Below are 16,617 nucleotides of genomic sequence, written 5' to 3' on the forward strand. Positions count from 1 at the left end.
CTGCTCGCGTTTTTCCGTCCGGACCTCGCCACCCGCCGATTGTGCACAAAGTCACGGCAAAGTGCATACAGTTTCTGCATGCACGCGTGCCCTGGCGGCGGCATGTTCGAGGGACGACGGCCGACACTGAGGAGATGGCGGATGAATGCGAAGGCAGCGCAGAGCGCGCGCGATGCGGCGGCGGTGACGGCCTATCTGGAGGCCTCGATGGTGCCCGACCCTGAGACCGCCGCGCGCTACATGGCGCCCGGCATCGCGATCGTCTTCACCGGCGGTCGGGTGTTCCACCATCCGCGCGAGGTGACCGCGTTCAACGCCGGGCGATACGCCTGGGTGAAGAAGCGGATGGAACGGCTCGACGTGGTTCCGGGCGAGGGCCAAACCACGGTCTACAGTCTCGGCACCCTCTACGGCGCGTGGCCGGACGGCACCGCGTTCGACGGCAATCGCTATGTCGACCGCTTCACCGTGCGGGACGGGCTGATCGTCTCCATGGAGGTTTGGAACGACAGCGCCGAGCGGCTGCTCGAACGACAGGGTGGATCGGCCTGACCCGTCAGCCCTCGACGTAGGGGGCGAGCAGGCGGATGAGGTCGCGCTCGCGCCGGGGCTCCTTGAGGATGCGCGCCCGCTCGGCCACCGCGTCGAGATGGTGATCCATCAGGGCGGTTGCCCGCTCGGCCTCGCCTGCCACCAGCGCCGTCACGATTTCCCGGTGCTCGCTCACGGCGCAGTCCGACGAGTGCGGCCGGCTGTAGAGTGACAGGATCAGGGCGCAGCGGTAGCCCAGTTCGGCAACGTAGCGGCGGAGAACCGGACTCCCGGTCATCTCAGCGAGCAGCAGGTGAAACTCGGTGGCGAGCCGGATCGAGGCTGCCTCGGGACCGCGGCTCGCCTGCTCCTCACCCGCGATATGTGCCTTGAGCACGGCCTGCTGCTCGGCGCTCAGACGGCCGGCGAGACGCTGGACCACGAGGCGCTCCAGGCTGATGCGCACGTCGAAGGTGTCGCGCGCCTCCTCCCAGCTCGGGCTCGCGACCACGGCGATGCGGTTCCGGCGCAGTTCGACCAAGCCCTCGCCCGCGAGCTGGCCGAGCGCCTGTCGTGCGATGGTCCGGCTGACGCTGAATCGTTCGCCGAGGGCATCCTCTGGCAACCGGTCCCCCGGGGCCAGAGCCCGTTCCACGATGGCCCGCCGCAGGGATCGGCAGATCGTTCCGACACGGTCAGTCGGGGCGTTCGTCTCACCCTGTCTCATCGCGGACGTGCATCAACCTTGTGACAGAGAACAAACGCGCTCGACCGACGCGGCAGATCGGTTCGACCGCGCATGTCCGCTTCGAGCCGCCTCGAAGCGGGTTCGCCTCCGATGCACAAATGACGCCGAAGCGGCTCGGCCTCGTTTGCCCCGGTCGTCGAACCGGCGCAACGCGTGGGTGACGCGACCCGTAGCGGTCAGCCCCTCCGGGTGCTTACCGATCGCAATGCGCCGCATGAAGGGCCATGCGTTCACGGTCGGCCGCATTGTCCGGACCAGCGGACGCCCCCAAGAGCGCTTGCAGTACGGTTTAAACCAATCAACGGTGAAAGATATATTTATACGGTCTTGGTCGTGATCGGTGCGGTCACGATTACAGGGTCACTATGCTTTATGGCCGCGCGCGTAGGGCTGGGGTGTAAAGTCCTGGGGGCCGTCGGGGCGTGCGGCAACCGGTTCCTGCCGGTGCTGTTCTCCGGTCGCAATCGCTTGAGCGCGTTGCAGCTCGGCCGTTCGTTCATCGATGGCGTCGCGGCAGGACGGAAAACCCTGCGCATCGACCGTTGTGCCGAGCATCAAGTGGTCTTGGTCGATCGACATCCGCCACCCGCGGTCCGATCCGTCCCGTGCGGTCATGGCCGCCATGCACCGATCGAGGAAATCGAGGCGCGCCCCGTCATCCCCGGAGGCCGCCTCAAGGGCCGCACAGATCAGGTCGGTCTCTTCGCGGGTCAGCCAGACCGTCGATGTTCCAAAGCCCTGGCGCTCGGCCTCGGACATCTCTCTCGACAGACGGGCGGCCAGCGCTTTGCGCGATGGTCCGGGACGAGAAGCGGTCATGGGCGGCCTTCCATGCATCCGTTTCGCCTTTTCTCCCCCCGTCAGACAAGATTTGCATCCGGGCCCAGTTACAAACGGATCAAGACGCGTACCGCGCCCGCTCGTCCCTGTCCGTAAACGCTCTCGGCTCGTCTGGAATGGTGGATTTCGGACGATCCACGCGCTCCCTGTTGTGACATCATCTTTTCCCGCGCGATGGCGCGTGTCTTCGCGACGGAACCTGTTCGAGGTCGCTTCTTATCCCGATCGCTGGCTGTTCGGCGGGACGGCCCTACTTCTCTCCGAGTTTGGCTTGCTCAGGCCCTCCGGTGAAGTGTCTGCAAGGGAAACCGGCCAGGCACGCGCTTCGCCGCGGAGGGGAGAACTCTCCGGCCCTGACGGATCGCTGCTCGCAGACAGTCTCGAAACGGATCAATCTGGTCGCTTGGCGCCAAACAGCGCGGAGCAGGTGCCGAAGGCGCTCGCGTCACGACGTCGATCGCGGGCGCAATACGCGCATCGCTCGCAGGCTTGCGGTCTTGGAGTTCGCGGGGATTGTTTCGTGGCAGACGGGCGCGCTCGCCGCCGATGGGGCTGACAACCCGAGCCTCCGGAACGCCACGCTCGTCACGCCAGACGCAACGAATTTCTCGATCCGGCCGCCGATGCCGTGCCGAGCGACGGCACCAAAATATACACCCGCGATCGTATTCACGCGTCCGGATACAGCCGCAGCGTGAGAATGGTGGGCCGACAACGAAGAAGATGCCGACCCACCAGCCGCTGGCCTGACAGTATCAGCGCAGCGAAACAATTCAAATGTTACTTTCATCTTTTGTCAAGTTGGGCTGGCACGCGTTGACACTTTCGTGATCTGGGACCGATTGCATCGGCGCGCCGAATCCACGGTGTGATTGCTATGCGCGGCGTCGACCGTCGTATGCATTCTCCATCGGCCCTCAAGCCAACCCTTCAAATGCGACCGATCGCGTACACGCCCTCGCAACGGCGGCTTTCTAGAACACCGCCATGGGTTCACTTGCCTTCGAGTTACGACTTCTGGGCGTGGCCGCCGCTCTCGGCGGCTTGCTGCTCATGATGGTCGCGGAAGAGCCAACCCTCGCTTCGGTGGGAGGGGGCCTTGCCGGTCTCGTTTTCTTCGCGGCGACCCGGCTCGTACCGTACCGTAAGCCGGTGAAGGCGCCGAGAGCGATCGCCGGGGCGCGAGCGGAGACGATGCCGGAGAGCGAAGCCGGCCCTCCCGGTGCCCCGTTGCCGGCCGATCTGCATGCCGCACTCCAGCGCAAGGTTCGCGTGACACGTCCGCCGAACCAGACGCTTGCCTCCTCGGTCCTGCCCCCTTCACGGGTGGCGCGGTCCCCGTCGACGCCCTGATCGCGGGAACCGGATCAGCGCGGGCTAAGCGTGACGGCTCAGACTTTCCCGAGGGTGAGCGTCCCGTCCTCCATGAACGAGAAGACGATCCCGTGCGTCCGCAAAGCCTTGATCGCGGCCTGGAACGCGCGCCGGGAGGCGCTCACGTCTTCATCCTCGAGCCGGCGGACGGTGGAGAACGAAAGTCCGGCCGCTTCGGCGAGCTGCTGCATCGACCAGTCGAGCAAGGCGCGACCCGCCCGCAGATGGATGCCGCGGACGAGCTGCTCCAGGCTCTCCTGCATCACCCCCGGCACGGCCCCGTCGAGGTGGAGCGGTGCGATGTAGTTCACCCAACCGTCGCCGCTGCCATTCGCGTTCCGCATCGGGACCATCACCATGCGATAGGGTGCGATCGCGCCGCTTGCCAAGCTGAGACGGGGGCGCGTGTGGACGACCTGCCGCGTGAGGTAGAGTTCTCGGCCGTGTTCGCGCCAACGCGCACGTTCCTCCTTCTGGACGGGCAGCGTCGGCTCCTCGAGGAGGGCCTGTAGCGGCAACCCGACCAGCTCCAGCCACTCGGGCGAGAAGTCGGTGTAGGGGTAGACGGTGGTGACGGAGGTAAACGCCCCGGTCTGCTCGAAGAGGACTCGCTTGCGCCGACGTTCCGCGGCCTGCGCGCGCGCCAGCATCTCACGGTCGCTCACATCGATCAGCACGCCCATGGCCTGAAGCGGGCGCCCGTCCGGTGCCATGATCACTTCGCCGCGGCTCATGACGGTGCGCAGCGTGCCGTCCGGGCGAATGATCCGGAAGGTCTGCTGCGTCATCTGGCCGGTCTGAAGCATCTCCGACGTCGAGGTGACACGGTCCCGGTCCTCCGGGTGGACGAGGGTGAAGAGCAGGCCGTACGCCGCCCGCGCCGTGGTCGGTTCGAGGCCGAGGATGCGAAACAGACCCGGCGACCAGACGTGCTCATCCGTGGCGAAGGTCCACGACCACGTTCCGGTCAGGCCGAAGCCTTCGACCATGCGAAGGTAGTCGTGGGACATGATCGGGGACACCGCCGCAGGCATATCCCGGGTTCTCTGACGAGCCGATGATTGTGTGCGACCAGATTGTGCGCTGGCGCTTCGCCTGCAGCCACACTAGCAGAGGGGTGCCGGGGTAAACCTACCATAAGTTTGCGGATGCGTAGTTCAGCTTTTCCTGGCAGAAGGGTGTCAGCGTCTCTCTTGCCATCCGGCCGCTCGTGGCAGCCTCAGCCTCAGCCACGCCGCTCCCTCACCCGTCGGGTCTCGGCCACCGGTCCAGCGGTTACGGAGCAGCATCCGTCGGGCGGCGCGTCAGCGAAGTCATTGCCGATTTGGCGCCGGCCGGGCCTCCGCGCTCGAGCCCGGATCTCGCGCGATGTCGCGGCCGAGGCGGAGAACCGCGAGCCCGGCCAGAACCAGCACGGCGGCCACCGCGGCCAGCGCGTCGTCGAAGCGACCGGTCGCATCGCGGATCCAGCCCATGAGGGCCGGTCCGGCGAAGCCGCCGAGGCTTCCGAGCGCGTTGATCAGAGCGATGCCCCCCGCGGCGGCGCTGCCCGTGAGGAGGCGGGTCGGCAAGGTCCAGAAGGTCGGCAGAGCCGCGAAGACCCCCAACGCCGCCGCACTCAGCGCAGCGATGGTGAGGAGCGGTGTGCCGACTTGGCTCGCGGCAAAGAGGGCGAGGCCGGCGGCGACGGTGGGGATCGCGACATGTCGGGTGCGCTCGCCCGTGCGGTCGGAATGGCGTGTCCAGACCAGCATGCCCGCCGCCGAGACGATGTAGGGCACGGCGGTGACGAACCCCGTTGCCGTCGTGGTGAAGCCGAAGCCACTCACGATCTGCGGCAGCCACAGACCGACAGCGTAGAGGCCGGTGCTGAGCCCGAAATAGACCAGCCCGAGCCCGAGCACCCGCGGATCGAGCAGTGCGGTACCCAGATGCGCCGTCCGGTTCGGGCCGAGCCGGCGATCCTCCGCCATCCGCGCCACGAGGCTCGCCCGTTCCTCGGCGGTCAGCCAGGAGGCGCGTTCCGGCCGGTCGGTCAGCACGAACAGGGTCGCGATCCCGAGAAGCAGGCTGGGGGCGGCTTCCAGCAGGTAGAGCCACTGCCAGCCTGCCAGACCGAGCCAGCCTTCCGTGAGGCTCATGACGAGGCCGGAGAGCGGCGCACCGATCGCCGCCGAGAGCGGCACCGCCATCATGAAGGTGCCGACGATGCCGGCCCGCTGCCGGGCGGGAAACCAGTAGGTGAGATAGAGGATGATGCCGGGGAAGAAGCCGGCTTCGGCAAGCCCGAGCCCGACGCGCACGAGGTAGAACGACCACTCGCCGACGACGAGCGCGGTCGAGGCCGAAACCAGCGACCACGTCACCATGATCCGCGCGATCCAGAGCCGCGCCCCGACCCGGTCCAGGATGAGGTTGCTCGGCACTTCGAAGGCGACGTAGCCAAGAAAGAACAGACCCGCCCCGAACCCGTAGGCCGTCGCCGACAGGCCGAGATCCCGGTTCATGGTGAGGGCGGCAAAGCCGACATTCACCCGGTCGAGATAGGCGAAGAAGTAGCACAGCATCAGGAAGGGCAGCAGGCGCCGCGCCACCTTGCTCGTGAGCGCATCCGCCATCCCGTCACCCCGTCCGATCGCTCGGCCGCGTGCCGTGCGCGGGGATCTCGTAACGGACTTGCCGAGGGCCGGATAGAAGCGGCGTCAGGCCCCGCCGCGGCGGTGACCATCGATCACCGAAGGGTGAGGCCGGGATGGGAAGATAGAACTATGTTGTCCCAAACGTTAAGCGAGGCCGTTGGCGATGTCGTCCCCTCTGGCCGGCATATCGGAACCGCCTCGGCGCCGTCGGGCTTCCCTTGTGATGGGACTTGCTCGAGCACGGTCCCGAGACCGTTACAGGAGGACGCCATGGGTCTGTTCACGAAGGACATCAAGTCGCTGGACGACCTCTTCGTGCACACGTTGCAGGACGTCTATTACGCGGAGAACCAGATCACCAAAGCTTTGCCGACGATGATCGGGAAGGCGACGAACGCGCAGCTTCGCCAGGGTTTCGAGACGCATCTGCGCGAGACCGAAGGGCAGATCAAACGCCTCGAACAGGTGTTCGAGATGCATGGCCACAAGCCGAAGGCGGTCAACTGCCCCGCCATCGACGGGATCATCAAGGAAGCCAACGAGACCGCCGGTGAGGTCGCCGACAAAGAGGTGCTCGATGCCGCCCTGCTCGCGGCGGCGCAGGCGGTCGAGCATTACGAGATCGCCCGCTACGGCACCCTCGTCGCCTGGGCCAAGCGGCTCGGCCGCGACGATTGCGCGGCGGTGCTGCAGCAGACGCTCGATGAGGAGAAGGCCACCGACCAGAAGCTCACGGCCCTGGCCGAGAGCCGGGTGAACCAGAAGGCGGCCTGACCACCGACGAAACGGACCGCCGCGGTTCCGGCACCGGTCGGACCGGCAACCCGGCGGTCCTGTCATGCCGGATGCAGCGGCCCTCGCGCCTTCCGGCGCGGGGACCTCGCGCCCGGCGCGGCTCTTCCCTTTGCTCTGCCCGCGACTCGCATCGAGCCGCTTTTGCACCGGTACTGCCGATGACCGCCCTCTTCCCCTTCGACAACAGCTATGCGCGCTTGCCCGACCGCTTCTTCGGCCGGGTTGCGCCGACGGCGGTCGAGGCGCCCCGGCTGGTCCGGTTGAACCGGGCGCTCGCCGTGGATCTCGGCCTCGATCCCGACCGTCTCGAAAGCCCGGAGGGCGTCGAAGTTCTGGCCGGACGGCGGGTGCCGGAGGGCGCGGAGCCGCTGGCGGCCGCCTATGCCGGGCACCAGTTCGGGCAATTCGTGCCGCAGCTCGGCGATGGGCGCGCGATCCTGCTGGGCGAGGTCGTGGGCCGGGACGGGCGCCGCCGCGACATCCAACTCAAAGGGTCCGGCCCGACCCCGTTTTCCCGACGCGGCGACGGACGCGCCGCCCTCGGGCCGGTGCTGCGCGAGTATCTCGTCAGCGAGGCGATGCACGCCCTCGGCATTCCGACCACCCGTGCGCTCGCGGCCGTGACCACGGGCGAGCGGGTGGTCCGCGAGACGGTGCTGCCGGGCGCCGTGCTGACTCGGGTCGCGTCGAGCCATATCCGGGTCGGGTCGTTCCAGTTCTTCGCCGCCCGCGGGGATGTCGAAGGTCTGCGCGCGCTCGCCGACCACGCGATCGCGCGCCACGATCCCGAGGCCGCGCGGGCCGACAATCCCTACCGCGCCTTGCTCGGCGGCGTGATCCGCCGCCAAGCCGCCTTGGTCGCGCGTTGGCTCACCGTCGGCTTCATCCACGGCGTGATGAACACCGACAACATGTCGATTGCCGGCGAGACCATCGATTACGGTCCCTGCGCCTTCCTCGACACCTACGATCCGGCGACCGCCTTCAGCTCCATCGACCGCCACGGGCGCTACGCCTACGGCAACCAGCCGCGCATCGCCCTGTGGAACCTCACCCGGCTCGCCGAGGCACTGCTGCCGCTCCTGTCGGAGGATGAGACGCAGGCCGTTGCCGAGGCCGAGGCCGCGCTGGCCGGCTTCGCAGCTCAGTTCGAGGCCGCCTATCACGGCGGATTGAACCGCAAGCTCGGTCTTGCCACGATGCGCGACGGCGATCCCGCGCTTGCGGGCGATCTGCTGAAAACCATGGCCGAGAACGAGGCCGACTTCACCCTCACCTTCCGGCGCCTCGGCGAGGCTGCGCCGGGACCCGACGGCGAAGCGGATCCGGCGGCGGTCGAGGCCGTGCGCAGCCTGTTCATCGACCCGACCGCCTATGACCGCTGGGCCGAAGGCTGGCGTCGCCGGCTCAGCGAGGAGCCGGGCGATGCCGAGGCGAAGCGGCAAATGATGCGGACCGCCAATCCCGCCTTCATCCCCCGCAACCACCGCGTGGAGGCGATGATCGAGGCCGCGGTCGAACGGCAGGATTTCGCGCCGTTCGAAACGTTGCTGACCGTCCTTGCCCGCCCCTACGACGACCAGCCGGACTTCGCGTCTTACGCCGAGGCTCCGGAAGGCGGCGGGCGTGGATATCGCACCTTCTGCGGAACCTGAGACGAATACATTTCTTACAATATGTCGTCACAAGCAACTGAGTCGTGATATAGATCATTTGCCGAATTATATTGGATGATTGCAGATTATTTTATTTGAGATCAGTCTTTCCGTAAGAATGCGACCGTAGCTACCCTCCCCGATCCATCGACCTCTGCGATGGGCTCGGGGAGGTCGTCAGGCCGCAGAGCGTCCGCTCGCCCGAGACAGTTCGACGGCCGCTCGCTGCCCGTGCTGCTCTGCTCGGCGGTCTGTTCGTTCTGGCCGCGACCCTTGCGGTCGGCGGCAATCTGCGGCTTGAGGCCCGCGCCGCCGATGCGCTGGACAGCCCTCTGCGCTTGCTCCGAGCCGGCATGGTTCGCGACGGAGCGTCGTGAGCGCGAACCTCAACGCTGTCACTGTCCAGATGCTCGCCTCGGCGTCCGAGCTGTCGCAGCAATCGGAGCATCCGCGCGCCGAGGTGACGCACGTCCTGGGAACGGTGCGGTTAGCCTGAAGCGACGGAGCGGGGGAACACGGATCAAATACAAGCTTCGCCGCCGCAAATACGGACGGTGCGGATTGACGGGAGGGTGCGTATCGCTTACTCCGCGCCCCTCACTTGCAGAATCTCAGTTGCAGGTCGCTCGCCGAAACTCGGCGGGTCAGCGGCGAACGGATCGACGATGCGCACGGTTCTTATCGTAGTGGAAGCGCCACAGACGGGGCGGGCTTGATCTCAAGCCTGACAGGCCCGGTCGGTGGCGCATGCAGGGTCCCTCGGGGCCCTTTTTTATTGCGCGAAATCCAACGGGCCGGCATGCGGATCGGAAGACGAAGAACGGATTGATGGAGGATTCGATGAGCGGCGAGGTCATGACCGGGGCCCAGATGGTCATCCGGGCGTTCCAGGATCAGGGCGTGGATACCCTGTTCGGCTATCCGGGCGGCGCGGTGCTGCCGATCTACGACGCGCTTTTCGACGAGACCAAGATCCAGCACGTGCTGGTGCGTCATGAGCAGGGTGCGGTCCACGCGGCCGAGGGCTATGCCCGTTCGTCGGGCAAGGTCGGCGTCGTCCTCGTCACGTCGGGCCCCGGTGCCACCAACATCGTCACCGGCCTCACCGACGCGATGCTGGATTCGATCCCGCTCGTCGCCGTCACGGGTCAGGTTCCGACGCACCTGATTGGCTCCGACGCGTTCCAGGAATGCGACACGGTCGGCATCACCCGGCACTGCACGAAGCACAATTACCTCGTCAAATCGATCGAGGACCTGCCGCGCATCCTGCACGAGGCGTTCTACGTCGCGAGCCACGGTCGCCCCGGCCCGGTCGTCATCGACCTGCCGAAGGACATCCAGTTTGCGAGCGGCGTCTATTCCCGCCCGGCGCAGGATGGCCACAAGACCTACAACCCGCCGGTGAAGGGCGATTCCGAGAAGATCCGCGCGGCGGTCGAGCTGATGGCGGGCGCACGCCGTCCGGTCTTCTATACCGGCGGCGGCGTCATCAATTCGGGGCCGGAAGCCTCGCGGCTGCTGCGCGAGTTGGTCGCCGAGACTGGCTTCCCGGTCACGTCCACGCTGATGGGTCTGGGCGCCTTCCCCGCCTCCGACGACAAGTTCCTCGGAATGCTGGGCATGCACGGCACCTACGAGGCCAACCTCGCGATGCATGACTGCGACGTGATGATCAACATCGGCGCGCGCTTCGACGACCGCATCACCGGCCGCCTCGATGCCTTCTCGCCGTTCTCGAAGAAGATCCACGTCGATGTCGACGCCTCCTCGATCAACAAGGTCGTGAAGGTCGATGTCGGCATCCTCGGCGATTGCGCCGCGGTGCTGGAGGAGATGCTCGCCCAGTGGCGCGCGCTGCCGAAGCAGCCCGACAAGGATCGGATGGAGGATTGGTTCAACAAGATCAGCCGCTGGAAGTCGCGCGACTGCCTCGCCTACTGGCCGTCGGGCACGATCATCAAGCCGCAATACGCGGTGCAGCGGCTCTACGAGGCGTGCAAGGATCGCAAGACCTTTATCACGACCGAGGTCGGCCAGCATCAGATGTGGGCGGCGCAGTACTTCAAATTCGATGAGCCGAACCGTTGGATGACCTCGGGCGGCCTCGGCACCATGGGCTACGGCCTGCCGGCGGCGATCGGTACCCAGCTCGCCAACCCGGACGGCCTCGTCATCGACATCGCGGGCGAAGCCTCGATCCTGATGAACATGCAGGAGATGTCGACGGCGGTGCAGTACCGGCTGCCGGTCAAGATCTTCATCTTGAATAACGAGTATATGGGCATGGTGCGCCAGTGGCAGGAGCTGCTGCACGGCTCGCGCTACTCGCAGAGCTACTCCGAGAGCCTGCCGGACTTCGTGAAGCTGGCCGAGGCCTACGGCGCCAAGGGCATCCGCTGCGAGAAGCCCGGTGAACTCGACGCGGCGATCCAGGAGATGCTGGACTATGACGGTCCGGTGATCTTCGACTGCATCGTCGACAAGAAGGAAAACTGCTTCCCGATGATCCCGTCGGGCAAGGCGCATAACGAGATGCTGCTGTCCGACTATCTCGGCGAGACTGGGGTCGAGATCGGCGACGTCATCTCGGCTGAGGGCAAGATGCTGGTCTGATCAGACCCGCATCGCGCGAAGGCGCGAGACCGCCATGCCCAACGTCGCCCGTTTCGATGCGTCAGGACCTCTTTCCGCGGAGGCTCCTGGCCCATCGGCGCACTGCCGTGCGGGTTCGCTTCGGCCAGCCCGGCGGCGGCGGCAGGGCGTCGTGCCGGCGCGGGTCCAGATGAGGCACCGTGGCGGCGCGCTCGGCGGCGGTGAGGTCGCTGCGCTTGCGCAGCAGCACGAAGAACTCGGTGTCGCACGGACGGGTCGGCTCCAGGGCCGCACATTCGAACGGGAGCAGGTCGAGGGCGAGGATTTCCGTCAGCGCGCGGGCGAAGCTGTACGGCGTGAACACCGTGCAGTGGACGTCGATGTGAAACCCGCTCGCGATCGCGGTCGCGGTGGCGTCGAGCGCCGCCGGCGGACCGCCGACGATCAGCCTCTCCGGAACCGGCTTGCCGCGCCATGTGGCGAGCACGTCGATCTCGCTGGCCCGCGCGAAATGTTCGTAGATGGCCTCCGGCGGCGGCGTGCGCAGCCGCAAAAGATGGGCTGCGATGAGCGCGCCGACGCTGGACGGGGTGCGGAAATGGTCGAAGGTGAAGCGCTTGTCCGGCACCATCAGGCAGAACACGCCGCCCTCGTTCAGGGCCTCGCCGCATTCGCGCAGCCAGCCGATGCAGTCGGGAACGTGCTCGACGACGTGCGAGGCGACGATGTAGTCGACCGGACCGCGCGAGCCGAGGGCTCGCGGCAGCCCGCCTTCGCCGAGCACGACATCGACGGGAACGATTCCCTCGATGCCGGCGGGGCCGAGGGTCGGGTGGTCGCGGTACTGGTTGCGCAGCCCCTCGGTCGAGAGGTGGTCGGCATAGAGGACGTTGCCGTCGCTCTTGAGGAGGATCGGGCGCGTGAGGGGCCCGAGCTCGACGCCGGTTCGGCCCTGCGGCCGGACGAGATTCAAAACACGCTGACGCCGATCCATGGCGCGGCCGGTATCATGCCATTGGCGGCTCGGTCCAGCACTGGAATGCCGACCTGAGGTGGCACGGGCGAGATTGCAAGAAGATCAAGTTGAGGAACGCGACGAAATGAATGCGATGAACACCCACTATCCCGAGCCCACCCGGATCGAGACCGTCAACCGCCATACCCTCGCGGTGGTCGTGGACAACGAGCCGGGTGCCTTGGCCCGCATCGCCGGCCTGTTTTCCGGCCGCGGCTACAACATCGAGAGCCTGACGGTCTCCGAGACGGAAGAGGCGCGCCACCTCTCGCGCATCACCATCGTCACCACCGGCACCAATGCCGTGATCGACCAGATCAAGGCGCAGCTCGACCGCCTCGTGCCGGTGCACCGCGTCGTCGATCTCACGCTTCAGGGACAGGCGCTGGAGCGCGAGCTGTGTCTCGTGAAGGTGGCCGGCACCGGCGAGCACCGGAGCGAGGCTCTACGCCTCGCCGCCGCCTTCGGCGCCCGCACCCTCGACGCCACGCTGAACTCCTTCGTGTTCGAGTTGACCGGCTCGACGGAGGAAATCGACCGCTTCATCCGCCTGCTCAGCGTGATCGGCCTCGTCGAGATCTCCCGCACCGGCATCGCCGCGATGGGGCGTGGCGCGGAGCCGCTGTAACTGGGCATTCCCGCGGACGACGCTATTCTTCGGGAGGCGTCGTCCGCAGCGATAAGAAGCCCATGACCGCCCGCACCCTCTACTACGCCCCCGGCGCTTGCTCGCTCGCCTCCCACATCGTGCTGGAGGAGATCGGCGCGCCCTACGAGACCATCCGCCTCGACCTCGCCAAGGGCGACCAGCGAGCGCCGGAATATCTCGCGGTCAACGAGCGCGGGCGTGTGCCGGCCCTCTACGACGAAGGCTGGGTGCTCACCGAGAACGCGGCGATCCTGCGCCACCTCGCCCGGTCGCATCCGGAGGCCGGCCTGCTGCCGGAGGATCTGCGCGGGCAGGCCACGGCCGATGAGTGGATGGCCTGGCTTTCGACCGGGCATCACATCGCCTATGCCCATGTCCGCCGACCCGAGCGCTACAGCGCCGACGAAGATGCCTTCCCGGAGATCCGGGCGAAGGGGGCCGATACGTTCGGCGATCTCTGCACCATGACCGAGGTGCGTCTCTCGAATGGCGGCTGGGCGCTCGGCGAGCGCTACAGCGTGGTCGATCCCTATCTCCTGGTGTTCTGGCTCTGGGCCCGCGGCCCCGTGATCGGCTTCGATATGCCCTCGCTCTTCCCGGCCTGGACGGCGCATGCCCGCCGCATGGCCGAGCGCCCCGCGGTGCGCACGGTCTTCGAGCGCGAGGGGCTGACGCTGCCGGCCTGAACCCTCAACACCCCTCCCCTCGTGAGCGTGAAACGATCGAGAGCGTCGCCCGTGGCGCGGGAATCGCTTGGCCGCGGCAGCGGACGCAATCTCACCGTGCGGAATCGAACGAAGGTGAGGGTTTCGCGGGTGGCATGGAACGCGCCGGGCGCGACACGGTTCTGCCGCTCAGGTTCAAAGACCGAGGACGAGACGAGGGCGGCGGGCGGCGATGTGCGGGATCTGCGGAGAGATCGACTTCGGCGGCACGGCCGATCCGAACGCCGTGCGGGCGATGATGGAGGTTCTGCGCCCCCGCGGTCCTGATGCCGGCGGGATCCACGGCCAGGGCGGCGTCCTGTTCGGCCATTGCCGTCTGAAGATCATCGATCTGTCGGAAGCCGGCCAGCAGCCGATGGTCGATGCCGAACTCGGGCTCTCCCTCGTCTTCAACGGCTGCATCTACAACTACAAAGACTTGCGCGAGGAGCTTGTCGCCAAGGGCTACCGTTTCTTCTCGACCAGCGACACCGAAGTGGTGCTCAAGGCGTTCCACGCCTGGGGCCGGGATTGCGTGAAGCGCTTCCTCGGCATGTTCGTCTTCGCCGTCCACGAGCGCGATTCGGGCCGTGTGACGCTCGCCCGCGACCGGCTCGGCATCAAGCCGCTCTACTACGCCGAGACCGGCAAGCGCTTCCGCTTCGCCTCGTCGCTGCCGGCCCTGCTCGCGGCGGGCGATGTCGACACCACGATCGATAAGGTGGCGCTCCACCACTACATGAGCTGGCATGCGGGCGTGCCGGCGCCGCTGACGATCCTCAAGGGCGTGCGGAAGGTTCACCCGGCCGCGACCCTGACCTTCGAGCCCGACGGTTCGCGCCGCGAAGAGACCTACTGGTCGCTCGTGGTCGGGCCCCGCGAGGAAGACCGCCGCCGGACCGAGGCGGATTGGCGCGCGGCGGTGCTGGACTCGCTCACTACGGCGGTCGCGCGCCGTCAGATCGCCGACGTGCCGACCGGCGTGCTGTTGTCGGGCGGTCTCGATTCCTCGGTGATCGTCGCGCTTTTGGCGAAGAGCGGTCAGAGCGGCTTGAAGACCTTTTCAGTCGGCTTCGACGCGGTGAACGGCGTCGAGGGCGACGAGTTCAAATACTCCGACATCATCGCCGAGCGGTTCGAGACCGAACACGCCAAGCTCATCGTGGACGGCTCGCGCACGCTGGAGGCCCTGCCGGCGGCGATCCATGCCATGGCCGAGCCGCAGATGAGTCACGACGCCGTGGCCTTCCTCCTGCTGTCGCAGGAAGTCGCCAAGCACGTGAAGGTGATCCAGAGCGGTCAGGGCGCCGACGAGGTGTTCGGCGGCTACCATTGGTACCCGAAGCTGATGGGCTCGACCGACCCGACGACGGATTACGCGAACGCCTATTTCGACCGCGACCACGCGGAGATGCGCGAGGCGCTCACACCCGATTTCGTGGACGAGGATTACAGCCGCGATTTCCTGGCCCGCTTCTTCGCCGAGTCGCAGAGCGCGAGCGCCATCGACAAGACCCTCGATCTCGATCAGCGGATCATGCTCGTGGACGATCCGGTCAAGCGGGTCGACAACATGACCATGGCCTGCGGGCTGGAGGCGCGTGTCCCCTTCCTCGATCACGAATTGGTCGAACTCGCCGCCCGCATCCCCGCCGAACTGAAGGTGCGTGGCGGCGGCAAGTACATCCTCAAGGAGGCCGCCCGCGCCGTGGTCCCGGCGGAGGTGATCGACCGGCCGAAGGGCTATTTCCCGGTTCCGGCGCTGAAGCACATCCGCGGGCCGTTCATGGATTTCGTGCGCGACGTTCTCGACCAGCCGGCCGCCCGCGAGCGCGGAATCTTCAACCGGGCTTACGTCGATCGCCTGCTGGCCGATCCCGACGGGACACTGACGCCGAAGGGCAATTCCAAGCTCTGGCAGGTTGCACTTCTGGAAGCGTGGCTGCAATCGCACGGCATCTGATCCGCCGCTCCTGCGTTGCACGCATGAACCGCCGCGCCGAAATTCGTTCGGCGCGGGCGGCATCGCTCAAGGTGACGCGGATTCTCCACGATCTTGGCCGATGCGCATCGCGCTGGAACGCTGCGGGAGACCCCAAACGATGTGTCGCTGGATCGCCTATCGAGGCCGCACGATCCCGCTCGAGCATTATGTGACCGAGCCGGCGCATTCGCTGGTCTCGCAGAGCATCAAGGCGCTCGAATCGACGGCGAGCACCAACGGCGACGGCTTCGGCCTCGGCTGGTACGGCGATCACCCCGAGCCCGGTCGCTTCCGCGAGGTGCAGCCGGCGTGGTCCGACGAGAACCTGCGCTACATCTGCCGCCACCTGCACTCGCACCTGTTCTTCGCCCATGTGCGGGCGGCGACCGGCACGCCGATCACCCGGCCGAACTGCCACCCCTTCGCCTGCGGGCCGTGGCTGTTCATGCATAACGGCTATATCGGCGATTGGGCGCGCCTGCGCCGGCCGATCGAAGCCCTGATCCCGGACGAGCTCTATCCCTCGCGCAACGGGACGACCGATTCCGAGGCGCTGTTCCTGGCGATCCTCGGCCAGGGCCTGATGGCCTCGGACGTGAAGCGCGATCCGATCACCGCCACGACGCGGGCGCTGGCGGCGGTGACGGAACTGGTCGGCGGCATCGAGGGCGGGCACCCGTTCCGCTTCACCGCGGCGCTCGCTGACGGACGCGATCTCTACGCCTTCCGCTACGCCGCAAATGACGCGGCCAACAGCATGTATTACCGGCAGTCGGCGGATGGCGTCGTGGTGGTCTCGGAGCCCTTGGACAAGGAGCACGCGACCTGGACGCCTGTGCCCGACAACAGCGTCGTGATCGCCCGCAAGGACGCGCTGGTCGAGGTCGTGTCGTTGAAGGAGTTCGGTCTCGCCCGGACGTCCCGCCTGCCGCAACTGCAAATGCAGATGAGCGCGTGACCGTGTATGACGCCAAGCGGGGCTCGGCGCCTCCTAAGAGTCCGTCCGATAAGTCATGATGCTCGCCCGAGCCTTCGGACGAGGATCATGACGGCGGCGGCGTAGAGGAAGGCCTGGGCCGAGGCGAGGG

The 16,617-nt window shown here is 66.9% G+C and carries 14 protein-coding genes; 9 read left to right on the forward strand and 5 right to left on the reverse strand.

The genetic code is table 11. The features are described from left to right. Nucleotides 1-141 precede the first annotated feature (141 nt). On the forward strand, nt 142-552 hold the full coding sequence (locus tag ASF53_RS12435) for a nuclear transport factor 2 family protein (RefSeq protein WP_056198335.1): 411 nt from the start codon (nt 142-144) through the stop codon (nt 550-552). A 4-nt stretch (nt 553-556) separates the two neighbouring features. Here ASF53_RS12435 and ASF53_RS12440 read toward each other — a convergent pair whose 3' ends face one another. The 4 genes from ASF53_RS12440 to ASF53_RS12460 all read right to left on the reverse strand — a co-directional run bounded on the left by ASF53_RS12440 (nt 557) and on the right by ASF53_RS12460 (nt 6,111). Beyond that, nucleotides 557-1,258, reverse strand: a complete 702-nt coding sequence (locus tag ASF53_RS12440) for a GntR family transcriptional regulator (RefSeq protein ID WP_056198338.1) — start codon at nt 1,256-1,258, stop codon at nt 557-559. A gap of 384 nt (nt 1,259-1,642) precedes the next feature. Then, a complete protein-coding gene (locus ASF53_RS12445; RefSeq protein ID WP_056198342.1) occupies nt 1,643-2,098 on the reverse strand; it encodes a hypothetical protein in 456 nt (151 codons plus the stop codon). 1,412 nt (nt 2,099-3,510) lie between these two features. Next, nucleotides 3,511-4,503: a PAS domain-containing protein gene (locus ASF53_RS12455; RefSeq protein WP_286134367.1), complete on the reverse strand. Its 993-nt coding sequence runs from the start codon at nt 4,501-4,503 to the stop codon at nt 3,511-3,513. A 303-nt stretch (nt 4,504-4,806) separates the two neighbouring features. Beyond that, complete coding sequence (locus ASF53_RS12460) at nt 4,807-6,111, reverse strand: MFS transporter (RefSeq protein WP_056198351.1); 1,305 nt, start codon at nt 6,109-6,111, stop codon at nt 4,807-4,809. A gap of 291 nt (nt 6,112-6,402) precedes the next feature. Between ASF53_RS12460 and ASF53_RS12465 the strand changes: the two genes are divergently transcribed. The 4 genes from ASF53_RS12465 to ASF53_RS12475 all read left to right on the forward strand — a co-directional run bounded on the left by ASF53_RS12465 (nt 6,403) and on the right by ASF53_RS12475 (nt 11,198). Next, a complete protein-coding gene (locus tag ASF53_RS12465) occupies nt 6,403-6,906 on the forward strand; it encodes a YciE/YciF ferroxidase family protein (protein WP_003598253.1) in 504 nt (167 codons plus the stop codon). A 179-nt stretch (nt 6,907-7,085) separates the two neighbouring features. Further along, complete coding sequence (locus ASF53_RS12470; RefSeq protein WP_056198353.1) at nt 7,086-8,582, forward strand: protein adenylyltransferase SelO; 1,497 nt, start codon at nt 7,086-7,088, stop codon at nt 8,580-8,582. A gap of 373 nt (nt 8,583-8,955) precedes the next feature. Then, nucleotides 8,956-9,078: a hypothetical protein gene (locus tag ASF53_RS26680; protein WP_286134376.1), complete on the forward strand. Its 123-nt coding sequence runs from the start codon at nt 8,956-8,958 to the stop codon at nt 9,076-9,078. 344 nt (nt 9,079-9,422) lie between these two features. Continuing rightward, nucleotides 9,423-11,198, forward strand: a complete 1,776-nt coding sequence (locus ASF53_RS12475) for an acetolactate synthase 3 large subunit (RefSeq protein ID WP_056198519.1) — start codon at nt 9,423-9,425, stop codon at nt 11,196-11,198. Between the two features lie 61 nt (nt 11,199-11,259). Here ASF53_RS12475 and ASF53_RS12480 read toward each other — a convergent pair whose 3' ends face one another. Beyond that, nucleotides 11,260-12,171, reverse strand: coding sequence for a methyltransferase domain-containing protein (locus ASF53_RS12480; protein WP_056198356.1), 912 nt, complete (start codon nt 12,169-12,171; stop codon nt 11,260-11,262). Between the two features lie 106 nt (nt 12,172-12,277). Between ASF53_RS12480 and ilvN the strand changes: the two genes are divergently transcribed. The 4 genes from ilvN (at nt 12,278) to ASF53_RS12500 (ending at nt 16,487) form a co-directional block, all read left to right on the forward strand. Then, nucleotides 12,278-12,820: an acetolactate synthase small subunit gene (ilvN, locus tag ASF53_RS12485; protein ID WP_056198359.1), complete on the forward strand. Its 543-nt coding sequence runs from the start codon at nt 12,278-12,280 to the stop codon at nt 12,818-12,820. A gap of 62 nt (nt 12,821-12,882) precedes the next feature. Beyond that, nucleotides 12,883-13,527 (forward strand): glutathione S-transferase family protein, encoded by a 645-nt coding sequence (locus ASF53_RS12490; protein ID WP_056198361.1) that lies wholly within the window; start codon nt 12,883-12,885, stop codon nt 13,525-13,527. 211 nt (nt 13,528-13,738) lie between these two features. Beyond that, nucleotides 13,739-15,508 carry an N-acetylglutaminylglutamine amidotransferase gene (locus ASF53_RS12495; protein WP_056198364.1) on the forward strand — a complete coding sequence of 590 codons (1,770 nt, stop codon included), beginning with the start codon at nt 13,739-13,741 and terminating at the stop codon, nt 15,506-15,508. Nucleotides 15,509-15,647: 139 nt separating this feature from the next. Then, nucleotides 15,648-16,487 (forward strand): class II glutamine amidotransferase, encoded by an 840-nt coding sequence (locus ASF53_RS12500; RefSeq protein ID WP_056198367.1) that lies wholly within the window; start codon nt 15,648-15,650, stop codon nt 16,485-16,487. Nucleotides 16,488-16,617 lie beyond the last annotated feature (130 nt).

This window comes from Methylobacterium sp. Leaf123, assembly GCF_001423405.1.
Classification (GTDB): Bacteria; Pseudomonadota; Alphaproteobacteria; order Rhizobiales; family Beijerinckiaceae; genus Methylobacterium.